This is a genomic window from Dyadobacter linearis (assembly GCF_907165045.1).
Classification (GTDB): domain Bacteria; phylum Bacteroidota; class Bacteroidia; order Cytophagales; family Spirosomataceae; genus Dyadobacter; species Dyadobacter linearis.
The window spans coordinates 759916-782122 of the sequence record NZ_CAJRAU010000001.1; the positions used below are offsets into that span (position 1 = coordinate 759916).

20 protein-coding genes are annotated in these 22207 nt (G+C 46.6%); 11 read left to right on the plus strand and 9 right to left on the minus strand.

Annotated features, from left to right (window positions below; translation table 11 throughout):
- Positions 1–59 precede the first annotated feature (59 nt).
- From KOD92_RS03005 to KOD92_RS03030, 6 genes are all read right to left on the minus strand, one after another.
- Entirely contained in the window at positions 60–545 is a 486-nt protein-coding gene (locus KOD92_RS03005; protein ID WP_215232027.1) for a CHRD domain-containing protein, read from the minus strand.
- A gap of 187 nt (positions 546–732) precedes the next feature.
- Positions 733–1833, minus strand: coding sequence for a hypothetical protein (locus KOD92_RS03010; protein ID WP_215232028.1), 1101 nt, complete (start codon positions 1831–1833; stop codon positions 733–735).
- A 148-nt stretch (positions 1834–1981) separates the two neighbouring features.
- A complete protein-coding gene (locus KOD92_RS03015; protein WP_215232029.1) occupies positions 1982–3802 on the minus strand; it encodes an STN and carboxypeptidase regulatory-like domain-containing protein in 1821 nt (606 codons plus the stop codon).
- Between the two features lie 15 nt (positions 3803–3817).
- Complete coding sequence (locus tag KOD92_RS03020) at positions 3818–4807, minus strand: FecR family protein (protein ID WP_215232030.1); 990 nt, start codon at positions 4805–4807, stop codon at positions 3818–3820.
- Positions 4808–4813: 6 nt separating this feature from the next.
- Positions 4814–5383, minus strand: a complete 570-nt coding sequence (locus tag KOD92_RS03025) for an RNA polymerase sigma-70 factor (RefSeq protein WP_215232031.1) — start codon at positions 5381–5383, stop codon at positions 4814–4816.
- A gap of 105 nt (positions 5384–5488) precedes the next feature.
- Entirely contained in the window at positions 5489–5764 is a 276-nt protein-coding gene (locus tag KOD92_RS03030; protein ID WP_215232032.1) for a hypothetical protein, read from the minus strand.
- Between the two features lie 211 nt (positions 5765–5975).
- On the opposite strand from KOD92_RS03030, the gene KOD92_RS03035 reads away from it, so the two are divergent.
- Positions 5976–6908, plus strand: coding sequence for a hydrogen peroxide-inducible genes activator (locus tag KOD92_RS03035; RefSeq protein WP_215232033.1), 933 nt, complete (start codon positions 5976–5978; stop codon positions 6906–6908).
- A gap of 10 nt (positions 6909–6918) precedes the next feature.
- Here KOD92_RS03035 and KOD92_RS03040 read toward each other — a convergent pair whose 3' ends face one another.
- Positions 6919–8637, minus strand: a complete 1719-nt coding sequence (locus KOD92_RS03040) for a DNA polymerase/3'-5' exonuclease PolX (protein WP_215232034.1) — start codon at positions 8635–8637, stop codon at positions 6919–6921.
- A 201-nt stretch (positions 8638–8838) separates the two neighbouring features.
- Between KOD92_RS03040 and KOD92_RS03045 the strand changes: the two genes are divergently transcribed.
- The 5 genes from KOD92_RS03045 (at position 8839) to KOD92_RS03065 (ending at position 14013) form a co-directional block, all read left to right on the plus strand.
- A complete protein-coding gene (locus tag KOD92_RS03045) occupies positions 8839–10107 on the plus strand; it encodes an AGE family epimerase/isomerase (RefSeq protein WP_215232035.1) in 1269 nt (422 codons plus the stop codon).
- Between the two features lie 155 nt (positions 10108–10262).
- A complete protein-coding gene (locus KOD92_RS03050; RefSeq protein ID WP_149641817.1) occupies positions 10263–10460 on the plus strand; it encodes a CsbD family protein in 198 nt (65 codons plus the stop codon).
- A gap of 104 nt (positions 10461–10564) precedes the next feature.
- A complete protein-coding gene (locus tag KOD92_RS03055; RefSeq protein ID WP_215232036.1) occupies positions 10565–11566 on the plus strand; it encodes a 3-hydroxyacyl-CoA dehydrogenase family protein in 1002 nt (333 codons plus the stop codon).
- Between the two features lie 70 nt (positions 11567–11636).
- Positions 11637–12947 (plus strand): cytochrome ubiquinol oxidase subunit I, encoded by a 1311-nt coding sequence (locus tag KOD92_RS03060; protein ID WP_215232037.1) that lies wholly within the window; start codon positions 11637–11639, stop codon positions 12945–12947.
- A gap of 49 nt (positions 12948–12996) precedes the next feature.
- Positions 12997–14013, plus strand: a complete 1017-nt coding sequence (locus tag KOD92_RS03065; protein WP_215232038.1) for a cytochrome d ubiquinol oxidase subunit II — start codon at positions 12997–12999, stop codon at positions 14011–14013.
- Here KOD92_RS03065 and KOD92_RS03070 read toward each other — a convergent pair.
- Complete coding sequence (locus tag KOD92_RS03070) at positions 14002–14250, minus strand: hypothetical protein (protein WP_215232039.1); 249 nt, start codon at positions 14248–14250, stop codon at positions 14002–14004. The two genes, KOD92_RS03065 and KOD92_RS03070, sit on opposite strands and share 12 nt — an antisense overlap.
- Before the next feature lie 7 nt (positions 14251–14257).
- Positions 14258–15901, minus strand: coding sequence for a tail fiber domain-containing protein (locus tag KOD92_RS03075; RefSeq protein ID WP_215232040.1), 1644 nt, complete (start codon positions 15899–15901; stop codon positions 14258–14260).
- Positions 15902–16157: 256 nt separating this feature from the next.
- Between KOD92_RS03075 and KOD92_RS03080 the strand changes: the two genes are divergently transcribed.
- From KOD92_RS03080 to lepA, 5 genes are all read left to right on the plus strand, one after another.
- Positions 16158–16907, plus strand: coding sequence for a LytR/AlgR family response regulator transcription factor (locus KOD92_RS03080; protein WP_215232041.1), 750 nt, complete (start codon positions 16158–16160; stop codon positions 16905–16907).
- A gap of 100 nt (positions 16908–17007) precedes the next feature.
- Positions 17008–18261 carry an L-fucose:H+ symporter permease gene (gene fucP / locus KOD92_RS03085; RefSeq protein ID WP_215232042.1) on the plus strand — a complete coding sequence of 418 codons (1254 nt, stop codon included), beginning with the start codon at positions 17008–17010 and terminating at the stop codon, positions 18259–18261.
- Positions 18262–18298: 37 nt separating this feature from the next.
- Entirely contained in the window at positions 18299–19087 is a 789-nt protein-coding gene (locus KOD92_RS03090) for an L-fucose dehydrogenase (RefSeq protein WP_215232043.1), read from the plus strand.
- 44 nt (positions 19088–19131) lie between these two features.
- The gene (locus KOD92_RS03095; protein WP_215232044.1) at positions 19132–20145 is read left to right on the plus strand and encodes a zinc-binding alcohol dehydrogenase family protein; all 1014 of its coding nucleotides are present in this window, start codon (positions 19132–19134) and stop codon (positions 20143–20145) included.
- Between the two features lie 177 nt (positions 20146–20322).
- The gene (gene lepA, locus KOD92_RS03100; protein ID WP_215232045.1) at positions 20323–22110 is read left to right on the plus strand and encodes a translation elongation factor 4; all 1788 of its coding nucleotides are present in this window, start codon (positions 20323–20325) and stop codon (positions 22108–22110) included.
- The last annotated feature ends 97 nt before the right edge of the window (positions 22111–22207 follow it).

The following is a 22207-nucleotide window of genomic DNA, read 5'->3' on the forward strand; positions in this document are numbered from 1 at the left end:
GGATACCGCTCTTTTTTTTGCAGCGTGTGATAACGCAACGTTGAGTATGTATTTCTTGGTTATTCTTCTGCTTTAAGCTGGCCGCGGATTTCCCCCTGCGGATATTTCGCGCTGTGGATGTTTACATAATATAAACCTGCCTTCAAATCGGCAACCTGAGCTTCTGTTAATGTGTCGACGAATGCGAAAGGCGAGGTGAATTGAGTACCAAAATCGATCACCACTGATCCGGTCGAATCTGCCGGTGCCTTGTGAATGTGCCACGCCGTTGGTGTGAAGACAGAATCCGTCGCCGACGAGTCGGAAGAAGTGGAATCGCTGTACAGAATATTGATTTTCAGGATCCTTGATTCCTGATCTAATGTACCATCTACTGAACCTGTGGCTGTTGATGTATTAGCGGGAATCTCGTTCGCCCCGGAGAGTGTAGTGCTCACTTTCAACTCAGGCAATACGGGAGTTGGGTCAGTTGTATTGTCGTCATCATTACACGCAGCAACCATCCCGGCGACTAAAAACACACCCACAAATGCTAATTTTCTCATAATCCGTTATTTTGGTAAATAATTGGTTTGACCACTCCAAGGTAAAATATGATACCTCAGAGTGGCCAAGCCAACAACCAGCTGGTTATGAGAAAATTACAATTTCAATGGAAGTAGTGAGTTATGGGTATAAAGACAGCCCTTTGCTGAATTTTACAACAATTTAGAGTGAAAATGACCTGTGCTGTCAAAGGATAAGCTGGATACCCGCATTGAAACCAAGGAAAACTCCCTGAAAATCGGTCGATTTGTTGTTCTTCCATAGGTACTTTTCTACGAAGCTAAACTCGCCCTCCCGTTCGTGCGTTACGTAGTTGACGGTAGGCCCCGCGAAGACCTCAAACCGGCTTCCCAGCTTGTAGGCGGGTAAAACACGTAGTGAGTTCTTGAAATAATGCCCTCCTTCAAAGTCGGAAAGTGAGTGACTGACTGCTTCCACATTGAGCCGAAAATGATTGGCAATACCAATGTGCGCGCCTAATCCGGCCTCTACGGAGTACAGCGCTTTGGGGTTATTTTTGAGGTTGTATCCAATACCTGCGATCCCGTACAAAACCCTTCCTCCCGAGCGGAAAGACGCGATACTCGTCATGGATTCGTCCAATGTAAGTGCGATTGATTTTTCTCCGCTTTTTATAAAATTGAAGATGGCGATCGGGTAATCGCTGGTGTCGGCAATATTGACCAAGCCTGCGAGCTGAATGCCTTTTACTTTCTTCGCAATGTTCATGAATCCCGCCACCTGCGTGTTGGTCGTCCCCGCTTTGTTCAGAAACCCGGATACCTGCGCGCCCTGTACGCTATCCTTTGCGATATTGGTAAAACCGGCTATTTGTAAACCTTTTGCGCTACCCGACAAATTCATAAATCCTGCTACCTGCGCACCTTCGGCTTTCTCCTTGACGATATTTCCAAAACCTGCCATTTGAATGCCCGAAGAGGATTTACCTACCATATTGAGCGCCCCCGCCACCTGCATGCCGCGCGCCTCCCCGCCGATCAGATTCACTGCGCCGGCTATCTGTCCGCCCGACGCATTGTTTTTGATCAGATTCGCCGCACCTGCAATTGCAGCGCCAGTTTCATTGGCTGATACCCCGGCGATAGCGTGAAGGGAAAACCGGTTTGTGTAGCTCGCAGCGCGCTGTCCGTTTGAACTTACAGGATAAATAAGGCCGAAATGCACAACTGAAAGCGTGTCCCGCTGGGCAAATGCATTGAACGAGAAAACCGCTAAGAGAATAGTAACTATGATTGACTTCAGGGAAATGATCAGTTGAATTTTCATGGTATTGTATTTAAATAAAATGATTCAAATACATACGGTCCGTTACGATCAGTCCAGTTGCAGGCCTACAATGCCATCTCGCCGCCGTATGTACAATACTGACAACGTGGGGCGGGGTAACCCTAAATTTTTAGCAAAATTTTGTAAATCACAATCTCCCATAACGCCAGCTTATGCCTCCTTGCCAGCCTAGCCAGGAGGACACTTTATCGGATATTTTGGTGGTAGGATAGTTGGCGGGGGGATAGGGTTTGTAGCCAGGACTTGGCTCTTTTTGGTCGTTGTGATAAAATGAATAGGCAGGTCCTGCGAAGATGACGAACCGCTTGGCCGGCTTCCAGGTAATAGCGGTCTGGAAACGGTACAGGAAAGGGGTATTCTCCCAGCTGCCCTGATAGATATTGAGATTGACGAATTCAGTCAGAAAGCCGACTTTCTTGAAAGGAAAAAACTCTTTACCCACACCAAAACCGAACTGGTAGTTCCGCTTCTCCGTCCCGGCGTCCGCGCCGGCGGTGAGTATACTGTAAAAACGATGCGTACCCATTTTCCAAGCCACATTCAGCGGGGTAGTTTCGGTGGCGTAAACCGAGATATTGGAAGTGCTTTTACGGACAATATTGATCAAACCAATACTTACGCCCGAGGAGCTGTCAGCAACATTTAATACCCCCAGCTGAAATCCTTTCAGAATTTTGGCAGAGTTGAAAGTACCCAGCTGCACCCCGCGCATTTCGTGTTTAACGATATTCAATCCACCGGTTATCTGCATTCCTTGCAGAGACTGCCGGGTCCGGTTCGCGGCTCCTCCGATTTGAACACCCCGAAAATCGCCCGAAGTGTGGTTCACTGCACCAGAAACTTGGACGCCGCTCCCATTTCCACCAATAATACCCAATGCGCCCGAAACCTGGACGCCTTCGAAAGTATCGCGCGCCCGGTTCATAAAACCACTTACCTGCACTCCCCGAACCCTTTTCTTAACAATTCCGCTAAATCCTGAAACTTGCACGCCACTCAGCGAATCGATGATCTGGTTGTGGAAACCGGCGATCTGGACACCTTCCACTTTCCCGGAAACCACATTGAATGCACCAGCGATTTGCAGGTAACGTACATCTTGCCTGGATATATTAAACCCACCAGCCAGTTCGGCGCCATTCACACCCGCCGTATAGCCGCCTAATATGTTGAGAGAAAACTTGTTAACTACCTGCGGACTCAATTTCCCGTGCGTACCCAAACCCGGCGTAAGCGAAGCCTGATAAGGTAGCGCCGTGAAGAACCGACTGATATTCCGGCTCTGCATTCTTGTTCGTGCTGAAAGAAAAAGTCGCCCCAGCCAGGTAGACTGACCTTCGGAATACCGTACAATAAGTGGATCCAGATCGACAGCCTTCTGGTTGATCAATATGCGCAGATCTTCGCGCTGCGGCTGCCCGATCACAATCGTAGTGTCTGCATAACCTACTTTACTGATTATCAGATTGACCGGAAAACCCCTTTCTTTTACGCGCAAACGGAAATGTCCATCGTCGCCAGACATCGTCGAAACGAGCAACTGTCGAGAATAAACGCTCGCGTAATCGACCGGCGCATTACCTTCCTGATCGATTACGTAGCCCGAAATGTAAATGGTCCTGTCTTTTACAGCCGGCAGAATAATCACATAATCGCCCTTTTCCCGATATTGATATTTATCCTGAAAAAGCATATTCAAGACATCCCGCACGGGCTTCTGACTGACATTTAAAGTTACCAGACTATCGCCCGCAACGATATTGCTATTATAGGAAAAGTAAAATTTACCCTGCTCGCTGATCGTTTTCAAAACCTCAGAAACCGGTTGCCCTTTCACTGAAATGGCAACCGGTTTATCAAGTATTTGCTGAGCCTGCGAAAGGATCGGAATCACGATCAGGATAACAGCCAGCCGCAAAACGCGTATTAAGCTAAAAGTCAAATTCATTCCGAAAGATAAGGTCTATTTCAAAATGATCCGCTTTCCGTCTTTCTGTGCGGTTATTGAAAAAGTTTCACTGATCACCGCAATGATATTTTCCAGGGATTTCTGTTCAAAAGTGGTATTGATAGGCAGGTTTCTGATCCGTTCGTTTTCAATCACAATTTCCGCTTCATAAGCTTCGTTCAGGATTTCTACGAGCCGCCACAGCGGGGTATCTTCGCAAATAAGCCGGTTGGTTCGGTAATACTTGTAAAACTCATCCTGTGACTTTTGCTTTGTCAAACCGCCCGCAACCCGGGAAGCCGTCGCTTTTTCTTTGGGTCTTACTTTGATCATTTGTGTATCCCGGGCGACTTCCACCAGACCGGTTTCCACTACCACTTCCGTTTTCTCAATGCTGTTTTTAACATTAAACGAGGTACCTACCACTCTGACAGTTACGTCATTTACTGAGATAATAAATGGCTTCGTTTTGTCGGGGGTTACGTCAAAAAATGCTTCCCCGGTCAGTGCCACACTTCTTTTCTCTCCGGTAAAGTGCTCAGGATAGGATATTGTCGACCTTCGGTTTAAGACCACAACCGAACCGTCGGGCAGCGTATCCGTCAAGGTCTGCTCGCCGGAACTGATTGTAATCTGCTCATTTCCAAGCTGGTTACCCACTAAAAGATAAGCCAGCCAGCCTGTGCAAACCGCCAGCAAAATGGTCGCAGCAACTCTGAACTGATTAAAAACGGGCTTCTGGTACATCGATACTACATTTTCCTTTTCCTGAGGAAAGTTAACCCTGTCTTTGAATCGCTTCCAGGCCGCATTTTCATCTACTATACTCCTGATTTCCAACTCTTTGCTCTGCTGCCAGATCAACTCAAAATGTTCGAAGTAGCGCAGGTTATCGTCGCTGTCGGATAACCACTGATTAATTTCCATTTGTTCTGCCACCGTAGCTTCATCGAGCAGCGATTTGACGAGCAGATCATCTATCGGGCGGTCTAATTCTTGTTTCATGACTGATTAACTGAGGAAAAATAATAGGAATGAGGCCGGTAAAAAATCGACCAGTTTAAGTCTTAAAAGGCGCAGCGCCTTGCCCATTTGATTCTCGACGGTCTTCACGGGTAAGTCGAGCCGGTCGGCGATTTCCTGGTATTTGAGCTCTTCAAACCTGCTCATCTGAAATATCGTCCTGCACTTTTCGGGTAGTTCTTTCAATGCAATATCCAGTCTGGTTTCCAGTTCCGACAGCTCGATCGCGTGCCCGGCGTTGCTGGGGTGTTCCATTTGATGCACCGCGTAGGATTGGTATGCATCGCGCACTTTCAGGTGTTTGATATAGTTCAGACTTTCGTGGTAAACCGAGCGGTACAAATAGCCGCTGATCGACTCGCGGATCTCAAAATGATCTGCTTTTTCCCATAAGCGGCAAAAAACGTTCTGAACCATTTCCTCCGCCATAAAATCGTCCCGCAGGATCGTGCGGGCATAAGCGTGCAGTCCTTTGAAGTGTTTCTTAAAAATTTGCTCAAACTCCCACTCCCTGTCCCTGCTCAAATGTGTTACATGATCGGCTATGGCTACATTCATTGCACTCGTCAGATTTTAAATAAAAAGCGCCCGACTTGGTTGCTCATTGGAATGACAACCAGTCGGGCGCTTACCCTAATTTTTCTGACGAATATTTGCAGCTATCTAATTCTTCTTGCCAGCCTTCAATGAATCAGCCGACTTGCTGGTTTTGAAGCGTTTGTCGGGGGTACCGTCTTTTTTCAGATTCTTGTTTTCATTGTAGCGTTTGTCCGGCGTACCGTCCTTTTTCAGCTTTTTATTCTCGGCGTAGCGTTTGTCCGGCGTCCCGTCTTTCTTGGTTTTAAGCTCTGTCTGGGCTTTGTCCTGCGTAGTTTGCGCGATTACCGGTGCTGTCACTGCCAAAAATGCCAGCATAACCAGTGCTTTCAGATTTTTCATAGTTACAATTTAAAAGTGAGCGATAGTAAGTTTGAATAACACATTCAGTGTCAAAGGTAAAGAACTGGGCCAGTGATATTGTTAAAGCAAAATTTGATTAAGATTTAATGCAAGCCAATTCCTGAATCTTACCTTTGCATAAATACAATCTATTTACATTTCACTATTCATTGATGAAATCTTTCTTAGTGATTTTATCTGAATCAAATCCATGAATATCCAACAACTGGAATATATTGTCGCCGTTGATAATTACCGGCATTTTGTGCAGGCTGCGGAGCATTGTAATGTGACGCAGCCTACTCTTTCTATGATGATCAGGAAGCTGGAAGAAGAACTTTCAGTAAAGATCTTCGACCGGACCAAGCAACCGATCGTACCGACCAGCATTGGCCGGAAGATTATTGACCAGGCTAAGGCGATACTAAAAGAAACTTCCAGAATGAATGAGATCGCGAAGCATTTCAACGGCGATCTTTCCGGCGAGCTCCGCGTGGGAATTATTCCAACCATTGCACCCTATTTGCTGCCGCATTTCGTGAATCCATTTATCTCAGAATACCCCGATATCAAGCTGCACGTTTCAGAAATGATTACCGAAAAAATCATTTCTGAGCTAAAAATAGGGAATCTGGATGTTGGGATCATCGCTTCGCTTTCCGAGGAGAGCAGCTTGCAGGAGATACCTTTGTATAAAGAGCGGTTTTTCGCCTACGTGTCAGAAAATGCGGAAATTTACTCCAAACAATATATCCTGCCCACCGACATTGAACCAAACGAATTGTGGCTGCTCGAAGAAGGGCATTGCTTCCGGACCCAAATCCAGAAACTTTGCGAACTAAGCCGGAACAGCCAGTTTGGAAGCAGTTTCAGCTACCGGTCGGGCAGTATGGAAACGTTGATCCGGATGGTGGAGCGGAATGGCGGTATTACGATTCTTCCCGAAATGGCCGTAATGGAGCTGTCTGACGATCGTAAAAAGCATATTCGCAGCTTCAAATTTCCGGAACCCGCCCGCGAAGTTTGCCTGATCGTAAATCGCGAACAAATGAAAACGCGCCTCATCGACGCGCTCAAAGGCGGCATTACCGCCAATTTACCAACCGAAATTTTTGAAGAACGAGCAGAATTGAGAATGCTCTGATTACAGAACCTTACAGTTTCGCCGCACGACGGTCACGCAGGTAACCTTCTATTTTTTCGAGATCGAATGTATTAAACGTCATCTCCTTTGTCAGGCCGCCTTTTCTTGCATTCGCCACACCGTAATGCATATCCAGGTAACCTTCCTTCGCGTGAGCGTCCGGGTTAATACTCAGCAAAACTCCCTTTTCCATGCAATAGGAAATCCAACGCCAGTCCAGATCAAGCCGCCAGGGCGACGCATTGATTTCTACGACTACCTGATTCGCTGCACAGGCATCTATAATTACCTTATGATCAATAGGATAACCTTCACGGGAAAGTAGTAACCGTCCGGTTGGGTGCCCAAGAATGGTCGTGTATGGATTTTCGATCGCTTTCAACAGCCTAGCAGTCGCTTTTTCCTGTGACATAGTAAGGTTGCTGTGCACGGACGCGACGATGTAGTCGAAAGAAGCCAGTATTTCACTTGGGTAGTCGAGTGAACCGTCACCGAGAATATCCGATTCGATCCCTTTTAAAATCTTGAAAGGTTTGGCAGGATTTTCGGTTGCAAAACGCGCATTCAGCTTTTCAATTTCCTGATGCTGCCGGATCACATCTGCGATCGGAAGACCCTGCGCGTACACGGCTGTTTGCGAGTGATCTGCGATTCCGAGGTATTCAAAACCCAGGTCACGGCAATGCACGGCCATTTGTTCCAAAGTATGCTGCCCGTCGGAATAGGTACTGTGGTTGTGTAAAATTCCTTTCAGATCATCCCAGGTAACCAGCTCCTCGGACTTGTGTTTTTCAGCCCAGATGAATTCCTGCGAGCCCTCCCGCATTTCGGGAACAATATATGGGAAGCCCGCTTTTTCATAGATAGCGGCTTCGGTATCTGCCGTTTCATAATATGCCTGCCGCCAGATACTAGTACCTGAGGAATTTTGAAACCCAAGATGTTCTGCGTCAGCTGTTTCGAGGAACAATTCATTCACAGCCCGCTCCGGTTTCACAGCCACGATCTCGATCGCAACAGCCACATCCTGTACATTTCCCCGCCAAACGAATGGAGAAGATTGCTTTTCATTTTGCACCAGCCAGTCGATTTCACCGATCGTATTTTGTAACAGAGCCGGCGATTCGGTGACCGCCAGAATGCGGATTGTATCTACTATTTCGGATTTACGACGGATATCTCCGGCCGCTTCCACCATTTCAAAAGTCTTTCTAAGTTCTTTAATAATAGCATTCGCAACTGACTCCGCTTTGTCCATTCTCAGTTTACCTGCCTGGTCTTTCAAAAACGCGAGCGAATCGAGGATTTTCTGCTGGATACTGTTCCCAAAGCCTTTCAGCTTGGAAACCGCACCGTTTAAACAGGCCAGTTCGAGCTCGTGGAGGTTGTCGATTCCCAGCTCCCGCCACAGTACCGCGATCTTTTTCGGACCTATTCCTTTGATATTGAACATCTCCATCACCCCAAGCGGCGTATTGCTGATCAGCTCTTCTAACTCAGGAAAAGTGCCTGTCTGGGCGATCTGGGCTATTTTGGTAGCTGTACTTTTCCCCACTCCCTGCAATTTCGTGAGTTCCTGCTCGGTCATATTTTGGAGCTCCCCTTCCTTGTATTTATCGAGATAAAAGGCCGCTACCGAATATCCTTTGATCTTGAAAGGGTCTGCATTGTGCAGTTCGAGTAATTTGGCGGTAAGTTCAAGGATCTCAACAATTTCAGGATTGCTCATAGGATGAAGATTAACGGAATGTTCTGCGAATTTACATCTTACCTCCGCTTCCGCGTAGTTCAGTAGTTATTTTATTGGCCCGACTTAATTACGGAAATAGCGTTATCTGCCAAAACAGACTACAATAATGCAAAATTTTCCAGCAGATAGCCCATTTGACCAAAACCAGAGTTAAATCAAAAACTTACCTTTTTATACCCGATGAATATTGAACAATTAAAAAGCTATCGCGCCGAGATTCACAATCACCTGACAAATGAGTTGTTACCATTTTGGGAAAATCGATGTGTAGATAAAGAGAACGGTGGTTTTATCACCCACTTCGACAATGCAGGAAATGATTCGGGCGAAGATGAAAAATCCCTGATCGCGCAAACAAGGACTGTTTTCACTTTTTCATCAGCGCATCGAGCAGGTTACGGCGAAGGCAGATATGTCGAAATCGCCCGGCACGGCGTCGATTTTCTGATCAACAAAATGTGGGATAAGGAACATGGCGGCTTTTATTGGCTGATGGACCGCAAAGGCAATGTAAAAATCGACGAAAAGATCATTTACGGCCACAGTTTCGCGATGTATAGTCTGGCCGAATATACGCTGGCGACCGGCGATCCGCGTGGGCTGGAATATGCGGAGAAGGTTTTTGATCTGCTCCAAAAATATGGTGCGGATACATTTTACGGAGGTTATTTCGAAATGTTCCACCGCAACTGGGAGCTGAAAGGCGCTGGTCCTGCCGGCGGCGACCGCAAGACGCTCGATGCGCACATGCATTTAATGGAAGCATTTACAACGTTATATGAAGCAAGCCAGCAGCAGGTACACAAACGCAAGCTGCTAGAAATCATCCAGTTACTGATCAATAAGATCATGCACCCCGTTTATAAAACGGGTATCCCGCAGTTCTGGGCTGACTGGTCGGTAGCGCCGCAGATTAAATTTGACATTATTTGGGGTTGGGACCGGTTTAGTGAAGATGGGATGAAAAGCGCGGCAGAAGATAATACCAGCTACGGCCACAATGTGGAATTCGCCTGGCTGCTGATGCACGCGCTTGATATTGCGGGCATTCCTTACGATGCATACCAGGAACAATTGCTCGCCTCCTACGACCACGCGGTAGAGCACGGCATTGACTGGGAATTTGGCGGCGTCTATGTGGAAGGATCGCATGCGGGAGAAGTGTACGATCGCGAAAAGGAATTCTGGCAGCAGGCAGAAGTCATCATCGGAATGCTCGACGCGTACCGGGTTTATGGTGATGAAAAATACCTGAAAGCCTACGACGCGACGCATCGTTTCGTTTTCGATCACATGATCCACTCAGAAGTCGGAGAATGGCTGCCGCTGCTTACCCGCCAGGGCGAGCCGATCTGGAAACACATGAGCCACTCCTGGAAAGTTAATTACCATTCAGTGCGGTCGATGGTACAGGGAATTGTGCGGCTAGACAAGTTGATTAACTCCTGACATGCCAGTGCCAGCTTTTCGCAAAAACTTGGACAGATACGGGAATTTATTACTCAAAACTAATATTTAAAGTGCCTTTCAAGGCTCTCAGGACATTTGGTACAGTTGTTGAACAGTTTATGTGAAATGAATTTGCAAACTAAATAACCAAAATCATGAGTGCTTTCACACAACAAGTAAAAGGAAACTGGAACGAATTGAAAGGTAAATTCAAGCAACAATATGCTGATTTGACTGACGATGACCTGCTATATGAAGATGGAAAAGAAGATGAACTTCTTGGAAAACTTCAGAAAAAGCTAGGTAAGACCAGGGAGGAAGTAGAATCGGAAGTAGCAAGCTGGTCAAGATAGTTTTAGCAGGTTTTTAAAGGGCCCCGGGATCAATGATTCCGGGGCTTTTTTCGTAAATAGCGGTTAGAAAATTGTTTTAGTAATTCTAAAATTGCATTCGTTTTATGAATACAAATGAGATACCCGTCGGCATCGTCGGATTGGGCCTGATGGGCTGCAGCATTGTTACCTGCCTGCTTATTGCGGGGCATCAGGTTGCCGCTATTGCGCCACTCAGTGCCGATATGGAACACGCGGAAAGGCGGATCCGGGAGCATTTACAGAAATCGTGGGAAAACGGGCTGATCGATAATGAACCTGAATATTACCTGCGCCGGCTGATCCTTACCGAAGATTACGATGTGCTGTATCCTTGTAAGCTTGTCAATGAATGCACGATTGAAAATATAGATATTAAAGCATCTGTTTACAAAAAAATCGAGGCTGTGATCAAGCCGGATGCGATTTTATCAAGCAATACTTCGGCTATCCCGATCAGCCAGCTGCAAAAATTAACGCAATATCCTGAACGCTTTCTCGGTCTGCATTGGTCGGAACCTGCACATACCACGCGGTTTCTGGAAATCATCTGCGGCGAGCAGTCGGATATTAAATACGGCGAATACCTGTATGAACTCTCGCATCAATGGGGCAAGGAGCCTATTTTGGTCAGGAAAGATATTGCGGGTTTTATCACCAATCGCCTGATGTATGCAATGTACCGCGAGGCAATTAGTTTGGTGGAAAATGGTTACGCTACGATCGAAGATGTGGATCGCTCCTGCCGCAATAATGCGGGATATTTTATGACGCTGGTCGGCGTTTTCAGGTGGATGGATTTAACGGGCGTTCCGGCCTATCATACGGTCATGAAAAATCTGCTGCCTACCCTGAACAACAGCACAGAAGTGCCCGAGCTGATCGATAAAGTGGTGCGTGAAGGTGGGAAGGGCGTGCTTAATTCTCACGGTTTTTATGAATATGAACCGGGCGAAGCGGAAGTTTGGGAGGAAACTTTCAAGGAGTTTACCTATGAAATCAGGGAGCTGGCGTTGAAGTATCCAGCAGATATCGTAAAGCGGCGGCTGGCTGAGAAAAATATGGCAAAAGATGCAGCCGGATCGTGATTCTTTTCCATTTAAAAGCGGTTGTATTGATAGCATTCATTAGTTTTGAACTGCCTTAATTCAACTCCAAATGGACGATTTCATTGCTGCGAGATCCCAAATGGCCCTTTCTCTGGGATTCCATATTATTTTTTCATGTATTGGTATGGTGATGCCGTTTTTTATGGCGGTATCCCATTATTACTGGTTAAAAACCGACCAGATAGTCTACAAGAATGTCACTAAAGCTTGGAGCAAAGGGGTTGCTATTTTCTTTGCGACTGGCGCTGTTTCGGGCACGGTGCTTTCTTTCGAGCTGGGCCTGCTCTGGCCGGAATTCATGAAACATGCCGGGCCGATTTTCGGAATGCCGTTTTCTCTGGAAGGAACGGCATTTTTTATTGAAGCGATCGCGCTGGGCTTTTTTCTCTACGGCTGGGACAGGTTTAACAAATGGTTCCACTGGTTTACCGGCGTGATTGTGGGCGTAAGCGGGCTGGCCTCGGGGATACTGGTTGTCGCGGCGAATGCCTGGATGAACAGTCCGGCCGGTTTTGACTTCGTAAATGGCCAATATCTTAATATTGATCCTATTGCGGCGATGTTCAACAAAGCTTGGTTTTCACAGGCGCTTCACATGACGATCGCTGCTTTTGTAGCAACCGGTTTTGCGGTTGCGGGTGTGCATGCATTGATGATCATGCGGGGTCAAAATGTGCTTTTTCATACCAAATCCTTCAAGATTGCCGCTATATTCGGTTGTGCCGCTGCTATTTTGCAACCACTGAGCGGTGATATTTCCGCGAAAGATGTGGCTGTGCGGCAACCTGCCAAACTCGCGGCAATGGAAGCACATTTTCACACTGAAAAATCCGCATCGCTGATCCTGGGAGGTATTCCCGACGAAGCAAATAAGGAAGTAAAATACGCGATTAAACTTCCGGGCTTTCTGAGCTTTCTGGCGCATGGAGATTTTGAAACGGAAGTTACCGGACTTGACAAAATCCCGGCCGAAAACCACCCGCCGGTTGCAATCACGCATTATGCGTTTCAGATCATGGTTGGAATGGGAATGGCGATGATGGGAATTTCGTTGGTGTATTTTCTGGCCCTCTGGAAAAAGCGCGACTGGCTGACTTCCAAATGGCTGCTTAAACTTTTCGTATTCGCAACGCCGCTCGGCTTCATCGCGGTAGAAGCCGGCTGGACAGTGACGGAAGTGGGCAGGCAACCGTGGATCATCTACAATGTAATGCGCACTGCCGATGCAGTTACGCCCATGCCAGGGATAGCTTATTCATTTTATCTGTTTACCGGTGTCTACATTTCCCTCGCCATTTTCGTAGTCTTCATGCTCTACCGCCAGATCAAAATGGTGGGGACGTTGTATGATAAGGAATAGGGAGACTGCCCATTCAATCATTCGGTCATTCAATCATTCGGTCATTAAAATGCTCTACGTAGTCATTACATTTCTCTGGACTTCTATTCTGCTGTATCTGCTGCTGGGCGGGGCGGATTTTGGGGCGGGTATTATTGAATTATTTACTTCAAAAAAGAACAAAGCGGTCACGCGTAAGACGCTTTATTCCGCGATCGGCCCAATCTGGGAGGCTAATCACATGTGGCTGATTATTGCGATCGTGATCTTGTTTGTGGGCTTTCCAGTGATCTATTCCACGATGTCGATCTATCTGCACATTCCACTGACTGTGATGCTAATGGGCATTATTGCGCGGGGTACCGCATTCACTTTCCGGCATTACGACGCGGTGGTAGACGATATGCAGTCTATTTACAATACCATTTTTGCTATTTCAAGCTTCATTACACCATTGTTTTTAGGAATAATAGCGGGCAGCGCCGTTTCAGGGCATATTGATCCTGAGGCTGACACATTTCTGGAAGCTTATATTTTCAGCTGGCTCAACTGGTTTTCCGTCGCGGTAGGGCTTTTCACTACGTCCATTTGCGGCTTCCTTGCGTCGGTATACTTAATCGGGGAAGCGGAAAACGATGCTAACAGGCTTCGTTTCGCGCACAAAGCACAGTTTTTCAATATTGCAGCTGTTGTTTGCGGCATTCTTGTTTTCACCGCTGCTTACTTTGAAAGAATTCCTTTACTGGAATGGGTGTTTGGGAATTGGGTTGGAAGAATCGCGATCATCGCGGCGACGCTATCCCTGATATTTATGTGGTACCAGCTCTATCAGGGAAAAATCCGCTTACTGCGACCGCTGGCGGGTTTTCAGGTGACGATGATTTTGCTGACCACAACATTCCGCCATTTCCCAAATATTGTTATTCTAAAAAACGGGTACTTGTCATTAATGGAGCACAGCGGGCAGGAAAAAACAATGCAGGCACTTGGAATGGCGTTGCTACTAGGCAGCGTATTTATCCTTCCTGCATTGTTTTACCTGATTTATAGTTTTCAAAACAAGCCTTATCAGGAATCAGGTCACTGAGATAAAGAGGAGATATATAATCACGATTACGGGCAGGCCGCTCGCAACGAGTGACCAATTGAGGTGCTGCTTCTGCATTAAATAATAAGACAAAGCGGCCAAGGTAATCAGTAAGAGCACAGGTAACATGACCATCCCTGTTCCGGCTGAGTCCTGTTCGGAGCTCATGGAACTGATTATAAGAAAAACCGCAGCAGTGAGATCGACGATCAGGCACATCCATATTAAGATGATCATAATAGTACTATTTAACTGAAATTGCAGGATCTTTTGCCAGACTCGCCTCTATTGCTTCCAACCTTTTTTTCAGGTCTCCAAATTCATTTGCTTTCGAAGTCAGCTTCACATTTTCATCGCTTAGCCGGCTATTCTCCTGCTTCAATTCCTTTACAGCTTCCAGCAAATGCGGGATCAGCCCGATGTAGTTTACCGACTTGAAACCATCCTTATCAGTTTCAACCAGCTCAGGGAAAACCGTTTCTACTTCCTGGGCGATTAAGCCCGTTTGTAGCGCTTGACTTTTTGTTTTGTCTTTCCACTGATAATGGTATCCTTTCAAATCATAAAGTTTACCCAGACTTCCGCTGAGTGGTTTTAGATATTCTTTCAGGCGGATATCGGAGTTTTGGGTTAAGGTGCCAGCAAGCCAGGCGCTGCCATTATTATGCACCTTGAATCGCCACGCTGTACCTTCCTCAAAATAAAATCCAGCTTCTGAATTATTAACGCTTCCAATAAAGCAATATGGTACACTATTTAAATCATCTAAAAAAAGCCCCGCAGTATTACCTCCGTTATTACTTCTCAACCGAATCCTGCTTCCAACGTCCAGTATGTGTGTTGGCGCGAGCACATTATTCCCAATTCCGACATTTCCGTTGCGGAGGATTGTAAGTGCATTTCTACGGATTGAACTAAAAGCCAAACCGTTTCCAATTTGAAATAGGCGTTGCGTTTGTTCTATTTCGTCGGAAGGTTCGTCCGATATGTCGTTAGCTACACCAAGAACAATTCCGTCAGGAGAATGACTCTCCAAGGAACGGCCAATAGCAATTGAATGATACTTCGTACTGTTGACTTCAGAACCGATTCCTACTGAATAACCTCCCGTCGCCTTGACGTTAAAACCAAGACTTACAGCACCCGTTCCGGCCTCGCTAGAGGAACCAATTGCAAGAGAACCTGGCCCAATAGCTTTTGCCTCAATCCCAAAAGCGAAAGATGTGCTTCCTTTTGCCACGGCATTTTTACCAGCTGCAAATGAGAATTCTCCGATATTGTCGTCAGACCAGACATTTGGTCCAGACCAATAGCCAAATCGAAACGCTGCTTTTTTCGGATACCACATCATCTTATGGGGATTTGTCCAATTCAACTCAGGGAGCGACGTTCCTTTTTCAGCGCTTCCTTCCTGGACTATGGGATCAAAGTTCTTCCACCTTCCCGCTTCATCCGCGGTATTCGCATGCAGCGCATTGGCCGCTTCGACAGCTTCCGTAGCATGAATAGCATAAGGCACGCTCAATAGCTGCGTTGTACCAAAATCTGTATAATTACCGGTACCATCTATGTCCATTTCAACTTGCAGGAGATACTTGCCTGATTTCCAGTCAATGTTGTTCATCTGGCCAGCCAGACCTGCGCCTCCGCCTACCTGAATAGTGAAAATACCGTTTGTCGAGGTCTTGGCTGTGTGTGTTTCCTGGTAAACCGGGCTGCCCAGTGCAGTTTCCGGGCGGATTGAGATGCGGATACCTACATCGCGGCTGGCGACCAGTTTGCCTTCCGCATTCCGGGCTACACCCTGAAAGCTGAATTTTTCCGGAGCCTGGGCAAATGAGAACTGAGTAAGGAAGAGAAAAGCGAGCAGAATTTGATACATTTTCATAGTTATGCGATTGAGTGATTCATAGGTAAGTGAATGAATCACAAACATAACCTCCTACGGAAAGGACGACTAGTTCAATTACTCTGCGGCTAGTCGCGGTGACTAAATGGAAATTAGCAGGGATTTTGAAGCTTCCTTTTAATAACCGGCTTGTACCATTTACACATTAAACCCGACAGATGCGGCTGCCCCGCTTACCTTGCGGAGAAAACTTAGCAGAAACTACAAGTCCGCAAGTCTAATCCCCTTCCACACTATGATAAAAGTTTTAATAGTTGACGATGAACTCCGTGCGCGTAATGTGCTGCAATACCATATCCGCACATTTGTACCTGAAATATCTGAGATCAGAGAAGCCTGCTCTGTGCAGGAAGCGAAGGAAATTCTGGATTTTTACGCTCCCGACATCGTGTTTCTCGATATTGAAATGCCCAACCAAAACGGGTTCGAGTTATTCGACGCATTCCCTGACCCCGACTTCGACGTCATCTTTACGACTGCTTACAACAAATATGCGATTCAGGCAGTGCAGTTCAGCGCATTAGGCTTTCTGCTCAAACCCCTTGATCCTGACGAACTGATCCGGGTCGTAAAGCGGCACCAGAAAAAGCGCGATTTAAAAAAACAGAAAAAGCAGCTGCACGACAATTTTCTTAGAAAAATTGAAAAGAGAGAAGTGAGGGACTTCCGCCTCGCGGTTCCGTCAAACTCAGGTGTTTTCTTCTTCTCTACCCACGAAATCCTGCGCCTCGAAGCGGATCGCAACTACACAATTATACATTTTACAGACAAGCGCCCATTTTTAGCCAGCAAAACACTTAAACATTTTGAGAATGTTCTCGAACAGTCTCAATTTCTTCGCACGCATAAATCACACCTGGTGAACCTCGATCACGTGGTGCGCATTAGTAATAACAGCGAATTTATCATTCTCCGGGACGGCTCGCGCGTGGAAGTGTCCCGACGAAAAAAAGACGAATTGCAATATTTGCTCAATATGAGGTAGCTACCATTTGAAGGTCAGATTCAGTATAAAAAAAATAAAACACCTTTGAGTTGAATTGTCTTATTTTACACTTATACCTGCATCACTAATTCCGACCTTTATGACCGATCGTAAAACGCGGCTGGCTGTTATTCTTATCACATCGTTATTTTTTCTATGGGGTTTTGCCCTCAATCTCAATCCGATTCTTATCCCGCATTTAAAGAAAGCCTGCCAGCTCAGCGACTTTGAATCGGCGCTTATTGACTCCGCATCTTATATTGCCTACTTCCTAATCGCGCTTCCTGCCGGACTATTCATGAAACGATTCGGATATAAAGCCGGAATTACCCTCGGCTTGCTCCTATTTGCATTCGGCACATTCCTATTTTATCCCGCAGCAGAAATGCGACATTTCGGCTTTTTCTTGATCGCTTTGTTCATCATCGCCAGCGGGCTTACCATGCTTGAAACGGCTGCAAATCCCTACATAACTGTACTCGGCGACCCTGACTCAGCGACGCAGCGGTTGAATTTTGCACAATCTTTTAACGGCCTTGCTGCTTTTCTGGCGCCTTTGATGGGAGGAACATTCATTCTTTCCGGCAAAACGCTGACAGACCAGGAGCAGCTGGCAATGTCGGGTGAAGAGCTTGATACTTACCTGAATGCAGAAGCGGCTTCGGTTCAGGTTCCTTTTATAGTGATCGGTATTGTGGTGCTGTTGGTAGCAATTCTGATCTGGCGCACAACGCTTCCTGAAATAAAAGATGAAGAGGAAACTCCCGGGGCAGTGAGCGGCTCGATTTGGGGCGAAGAAAATCTGCTGCTGGGCACCCTAGCCCAATTCTTCTATGTGGGTGCGCAGGTTTGTATCAGCAGCTTTTTCATTCGTTTCGCGGATAAAGTGGCTGGTATTGATGAGAAAACGGCGGCTTACTTGTTGTCCGGCGCATTTCTGAGCTTTATGATCGGCCGGTTTATAGGTACTTATCTGATGCGTTTTGTGGCTCCTCCGCGTTTGCTGGCACTTTACAGCGTGATCAACGTGGCATTACTTGCATTGGCGGTGACTACCACGGGTATGGCAGCAGTATATGCGCTCGTCGGCGTTCAGTTCTTCATGTCGATCATGTTCCCGACCATATTTGCATTGAGTATCAGAGGTCTTGGGGAGAAAACCAAAATCGGCTCCTCGCTGGTGATCATGTCCATCGTTGGCGGTGCATTTTTCCCGGTAATTATGGGTCAGGTATCGGATATTTCGTCCATACAAACGGCGTATGTGGTACCGGCGGTTTGCTTTTTGGTAGTACTATACTTCGCAATCAGGAACAACAAGATTAAAAAAGTAACGCTGGGCACGGCGCATTAACATTCATCGATTTCGGTTTTATTTCAATTTGAATACCATGGATTTACAGCTTTTTAATAAGATAATTATTGTCACAGGCGGTGCAAAAGGCATTGGCGAGGGTATTGTTCAGGTTTTGGCCAAAGAAGGCGCGATTCCGGTTATTGTTGGTAGAAATGAAAATGATAACCAGAAACTGGTGACCGAGCTGGCAGCAAAAGGCTTCGAGTCTTTCCAGGTAGCCGCTGAACTAACCCGCCCGGAAGAATCTGAGAAGGCAGTGAAGGCGGTTATCGAGAAATACGGCAGGATCGACGGTCTCGTGAACAATGCGGGCGTAAACGACGGCGTAGGTTTGGAAAACGGCGATTATGAAGGATTTATCGCCTCACTCCACAAGAATGTGGTACATTACTATTTAATGGCGCATTATGCTTTACCTGCTTTGAAAGAATCAAAGGGTGCAATTGTGAATATCAGTTCAAAAACTGCAGATACCGGCCAGGGCGGCACTTCGGCTTATGCGGCTGCAAACGGCGGAAGAAATGCATTGACGCGCGAATGGGCCGTGGAGCTTTTGAAATACGGGATCCGGGTCAATTCGGTGATCGTGGCCGAATGCTGGACACCACTTTACGAGCGCTGGATAGAAACTTTGCCCAATCCTGCCGAAAAACTCGAATCAATCACCGCACATATTCCGCTCGAAAACCGGATGACAACCTCGGAGGAAATAGCGAATATGACCGTATTCCTGCTTTCACAACGTTCAAGCCACACCACCGGACAGCTGATTTATGTAGACGGAGGTTATGTGCATTTGGACCGGGCGCTGGCCAATTCATAATTCGGAGCCGCCATTTTCTCAACGAAAAATTAACGTTTATTACAATGAAAACGCTGGTTTGCACCACACCAGGGCACTTCTCTTATGAAGATACCCTCACTCCTGCCAGTCAGGAAGGACATACATTGATCCGCATCAGGCGCATCGGCATTTGTGGCACCGACCTGCATGCATTTGAAGGTACCCAGCCATTTTTTAGTTATCCAAGAATATTGGGTCACGAACTGGCCGGGGAAATTGTGGAGACAGATCGCGGCGATTTTTCAGTAGGCGAGATCGTCACTTTCATTCCCTATTTCAATTGTAAAAAATGCGTTGCCTGCCGGAACGGAAAACCAAATTGCTGCACAAGCCTGAAAGTTTCCGGTGTACATATTGACGGCGGAATGGTGGAGTACCTCTCTGTCCCCTCCTATTCCCTGGTTCACGGCGACGGGCTTAGTTTCGATGAGCTCGCATTGGTAGAACCGCTGGCGATCGGCGCACACGGTGTGCGGAGAGCGATGGTTCAAAAAGGCGAAAATGTGCTGGTTGTAGGCGCCGGGCCTATTGGCCTCGGAACTATGGAATTTGCAAGAATAGCGGGCGGAAATGTGATCGCACTGGATATCAATGATTCAAGACTAGCTTTTTGCAAGGACAAACTGGGCGTAGCACATACTATCAATGCATTGACCGAAGACGTGGCGGCCACGCTCGCCATACTGACCGACGGCGAAATGCCGACTGTGATCATCGACGCGACGGGCAGTTTGCGGGCGATCAATACTGCATTTACTTACCTTAGCCACGGCGGGAGATATGTGCTGGTTGGTTTGCAAAAAGGCGATATTTCATTCAGCCACCCCGAATTTCACAAACGGGAAGCCACATTAATGAGCAGCCGCAATGCAACCCGCGCCGATTTTGAGCACGTAATTGCAAGTATGAAAAGCGGCCTGGTAGATCCCAAAACTTATATTACACATCGGGTGGCATTTTCAGAAGTGAAAGATACTTTCGAAAGCTGGCTCGATCCTGCAAACGGAGTGATCAAAGCGATGGTATCGCTGGACTGAAATGAATTTTAACAGCCAGTGAGGCAGAGAACTTATTAAAGCGGGAATTTGGGCATTCTCGCTTTAATAGTTTTAAGATAGCTGAGAAAAGGAGTTGAAATATTAATTACCCTCGTAATTTTGTGGTTGCTTTGAGCCCAAATTGAACTTCAAAGCGCTGGAATAGTAACTATTTTCATGAAGAAAATCCGTAATTTTTGCATTATTGCCCATATTGACCACGGCAAAAGTACATTGGCTGACCGCCTTTTGGAATTTACCAAAACCGTAACCAAGCGCGAAATGCAGGCGCAGCTGCTGGACAATATGGACCTGGAACGCGAGCGAGGAATCACGATTAAGAGCCACGCGATCCAGATGAACTACATTTATGAAGGAGAAGAATACATTCTTAACCTGATCGACACGCCCGGCCACGTCGATTTCTCCTACGAAGTATCCCGCTCGATTGCAGCCTGCGAAGGTGCTTTACTCCTTGTAGACGCTTCACAAGGCACTGAGGCCCAGACAATTTCAAACTTATATCTTGCGATCAACCACGATCTGGTGATCATTCCGGTATTGAATAAAATCGACCTTCCCGGTGCAAGGCCGGAGGAGATCAAGGATGAGATGGTAGAACTGCTTGACTGCAAACGCGAGGATATTATCCCGGCGAGCGGCAAGGAAGGAATCGGGATTGAGGCTATTTTAAGTGCAATTATTGAACGCATTCCTGCTCCCGTAGGCGACCCTAAGGCTCCGTTGCAGGCGCTGATTTTCGACTCCGTGTTTAACTCTTACCGCGGTATTGAGGTTATTTTCAGGGTTAAAAACGGCAGTATCAGAAAAGGCGACCGCGTTAAGTTTATGGCGACGGGCAAGGAATATATAGCTGATGAAATCGGAACGCTCGGTTTGGCACAAATCCCGAAACAGGTGGTGGAATGCGGCGACGTAGGTTACCTGATCTCGGGTATCAAAGTGGCCAAGGAAGTGAAAGTGGGCGATACTTTTACCCATATTGACAGACCGGCCAGCGAAGGTATCCAGGGATTTTCTGAGGTAAAACCAATGGTATTTGCGGGTATTTATCCGGTAGATACCAGTGAATTCGAAGAGCTTCGCGAAGCGATGGAAAAGTTGCAGCTGAACGATGCGGCGCTGGTTTGGGAACCTGAAACTTCTGCTGCATTGGGCTTCGGTTTCCGCTGCGGCTTCCTGGGCATGCTGCATATGGAAATCGTGCAGGAAAGGCTTGAACGTGAGTTTGACATGACGGTAATCACGACCGTTCCTTCCGTGCAATTCCGTGTTTTGAATACAAAAGACAAACTGATGAATATCAGTGCGCCTTCGGAAATGCCTGAGCCTAACTTTATAAAAACGATTGAAGAACCTTATATTAATGCACAGATCATCACGAAATCCGATTACATCGGCCCGATCCTGAATTTGTGCATGGATAAAAGGGGTATACTCAAAAATCAGGTTTATCTTACTTCCGAGCGGGTTGAGCTGCAATTCCTGATCCCGCTTGCGGAGGTTGTTTTTGACTTTTTTGATAAACTGAAAACCATCTCACGCGGCTATGCTTCACTTGATTACGAACTGGCAGGTTACCAGGAGTCGGATATGGTGAAACTGGATGTAATGTTAAACGGCGAGCCGGTAGATGCACTTTCGGCGATCGTTCACAGGTCTAAATCCTACGAATGGGGTAAAAAGCTTTGCGAAAAATTGCGTGAACTGATCCCTCGTCAAATGTTTGAAATTGCGATCCAGGCTGCGATCGGTCAGAAAATCATTGCCCGCGAAACGGTGAAAGCAATGCGGAAAGACGTTTTGGCGAAATGCTACGGTGGTGATATTTCCCGTAAAAGGAAACTTCTCGAAAAACAGAAAAAAGGTAAAAAGAGAATGCGTCAGGTAGGAAATGTGGAGATCCCGCAGGAGGCATTTATGGCCGTTTTGAAGATCAATTAAAAAGTCTGGAGTTCATTATTATCTTCAAAACGGGTGCAAAATTGGCCTTTTGTTGTAATTTTGACTAAAATCTAATTTTTAGACCAAGAAACTAAAA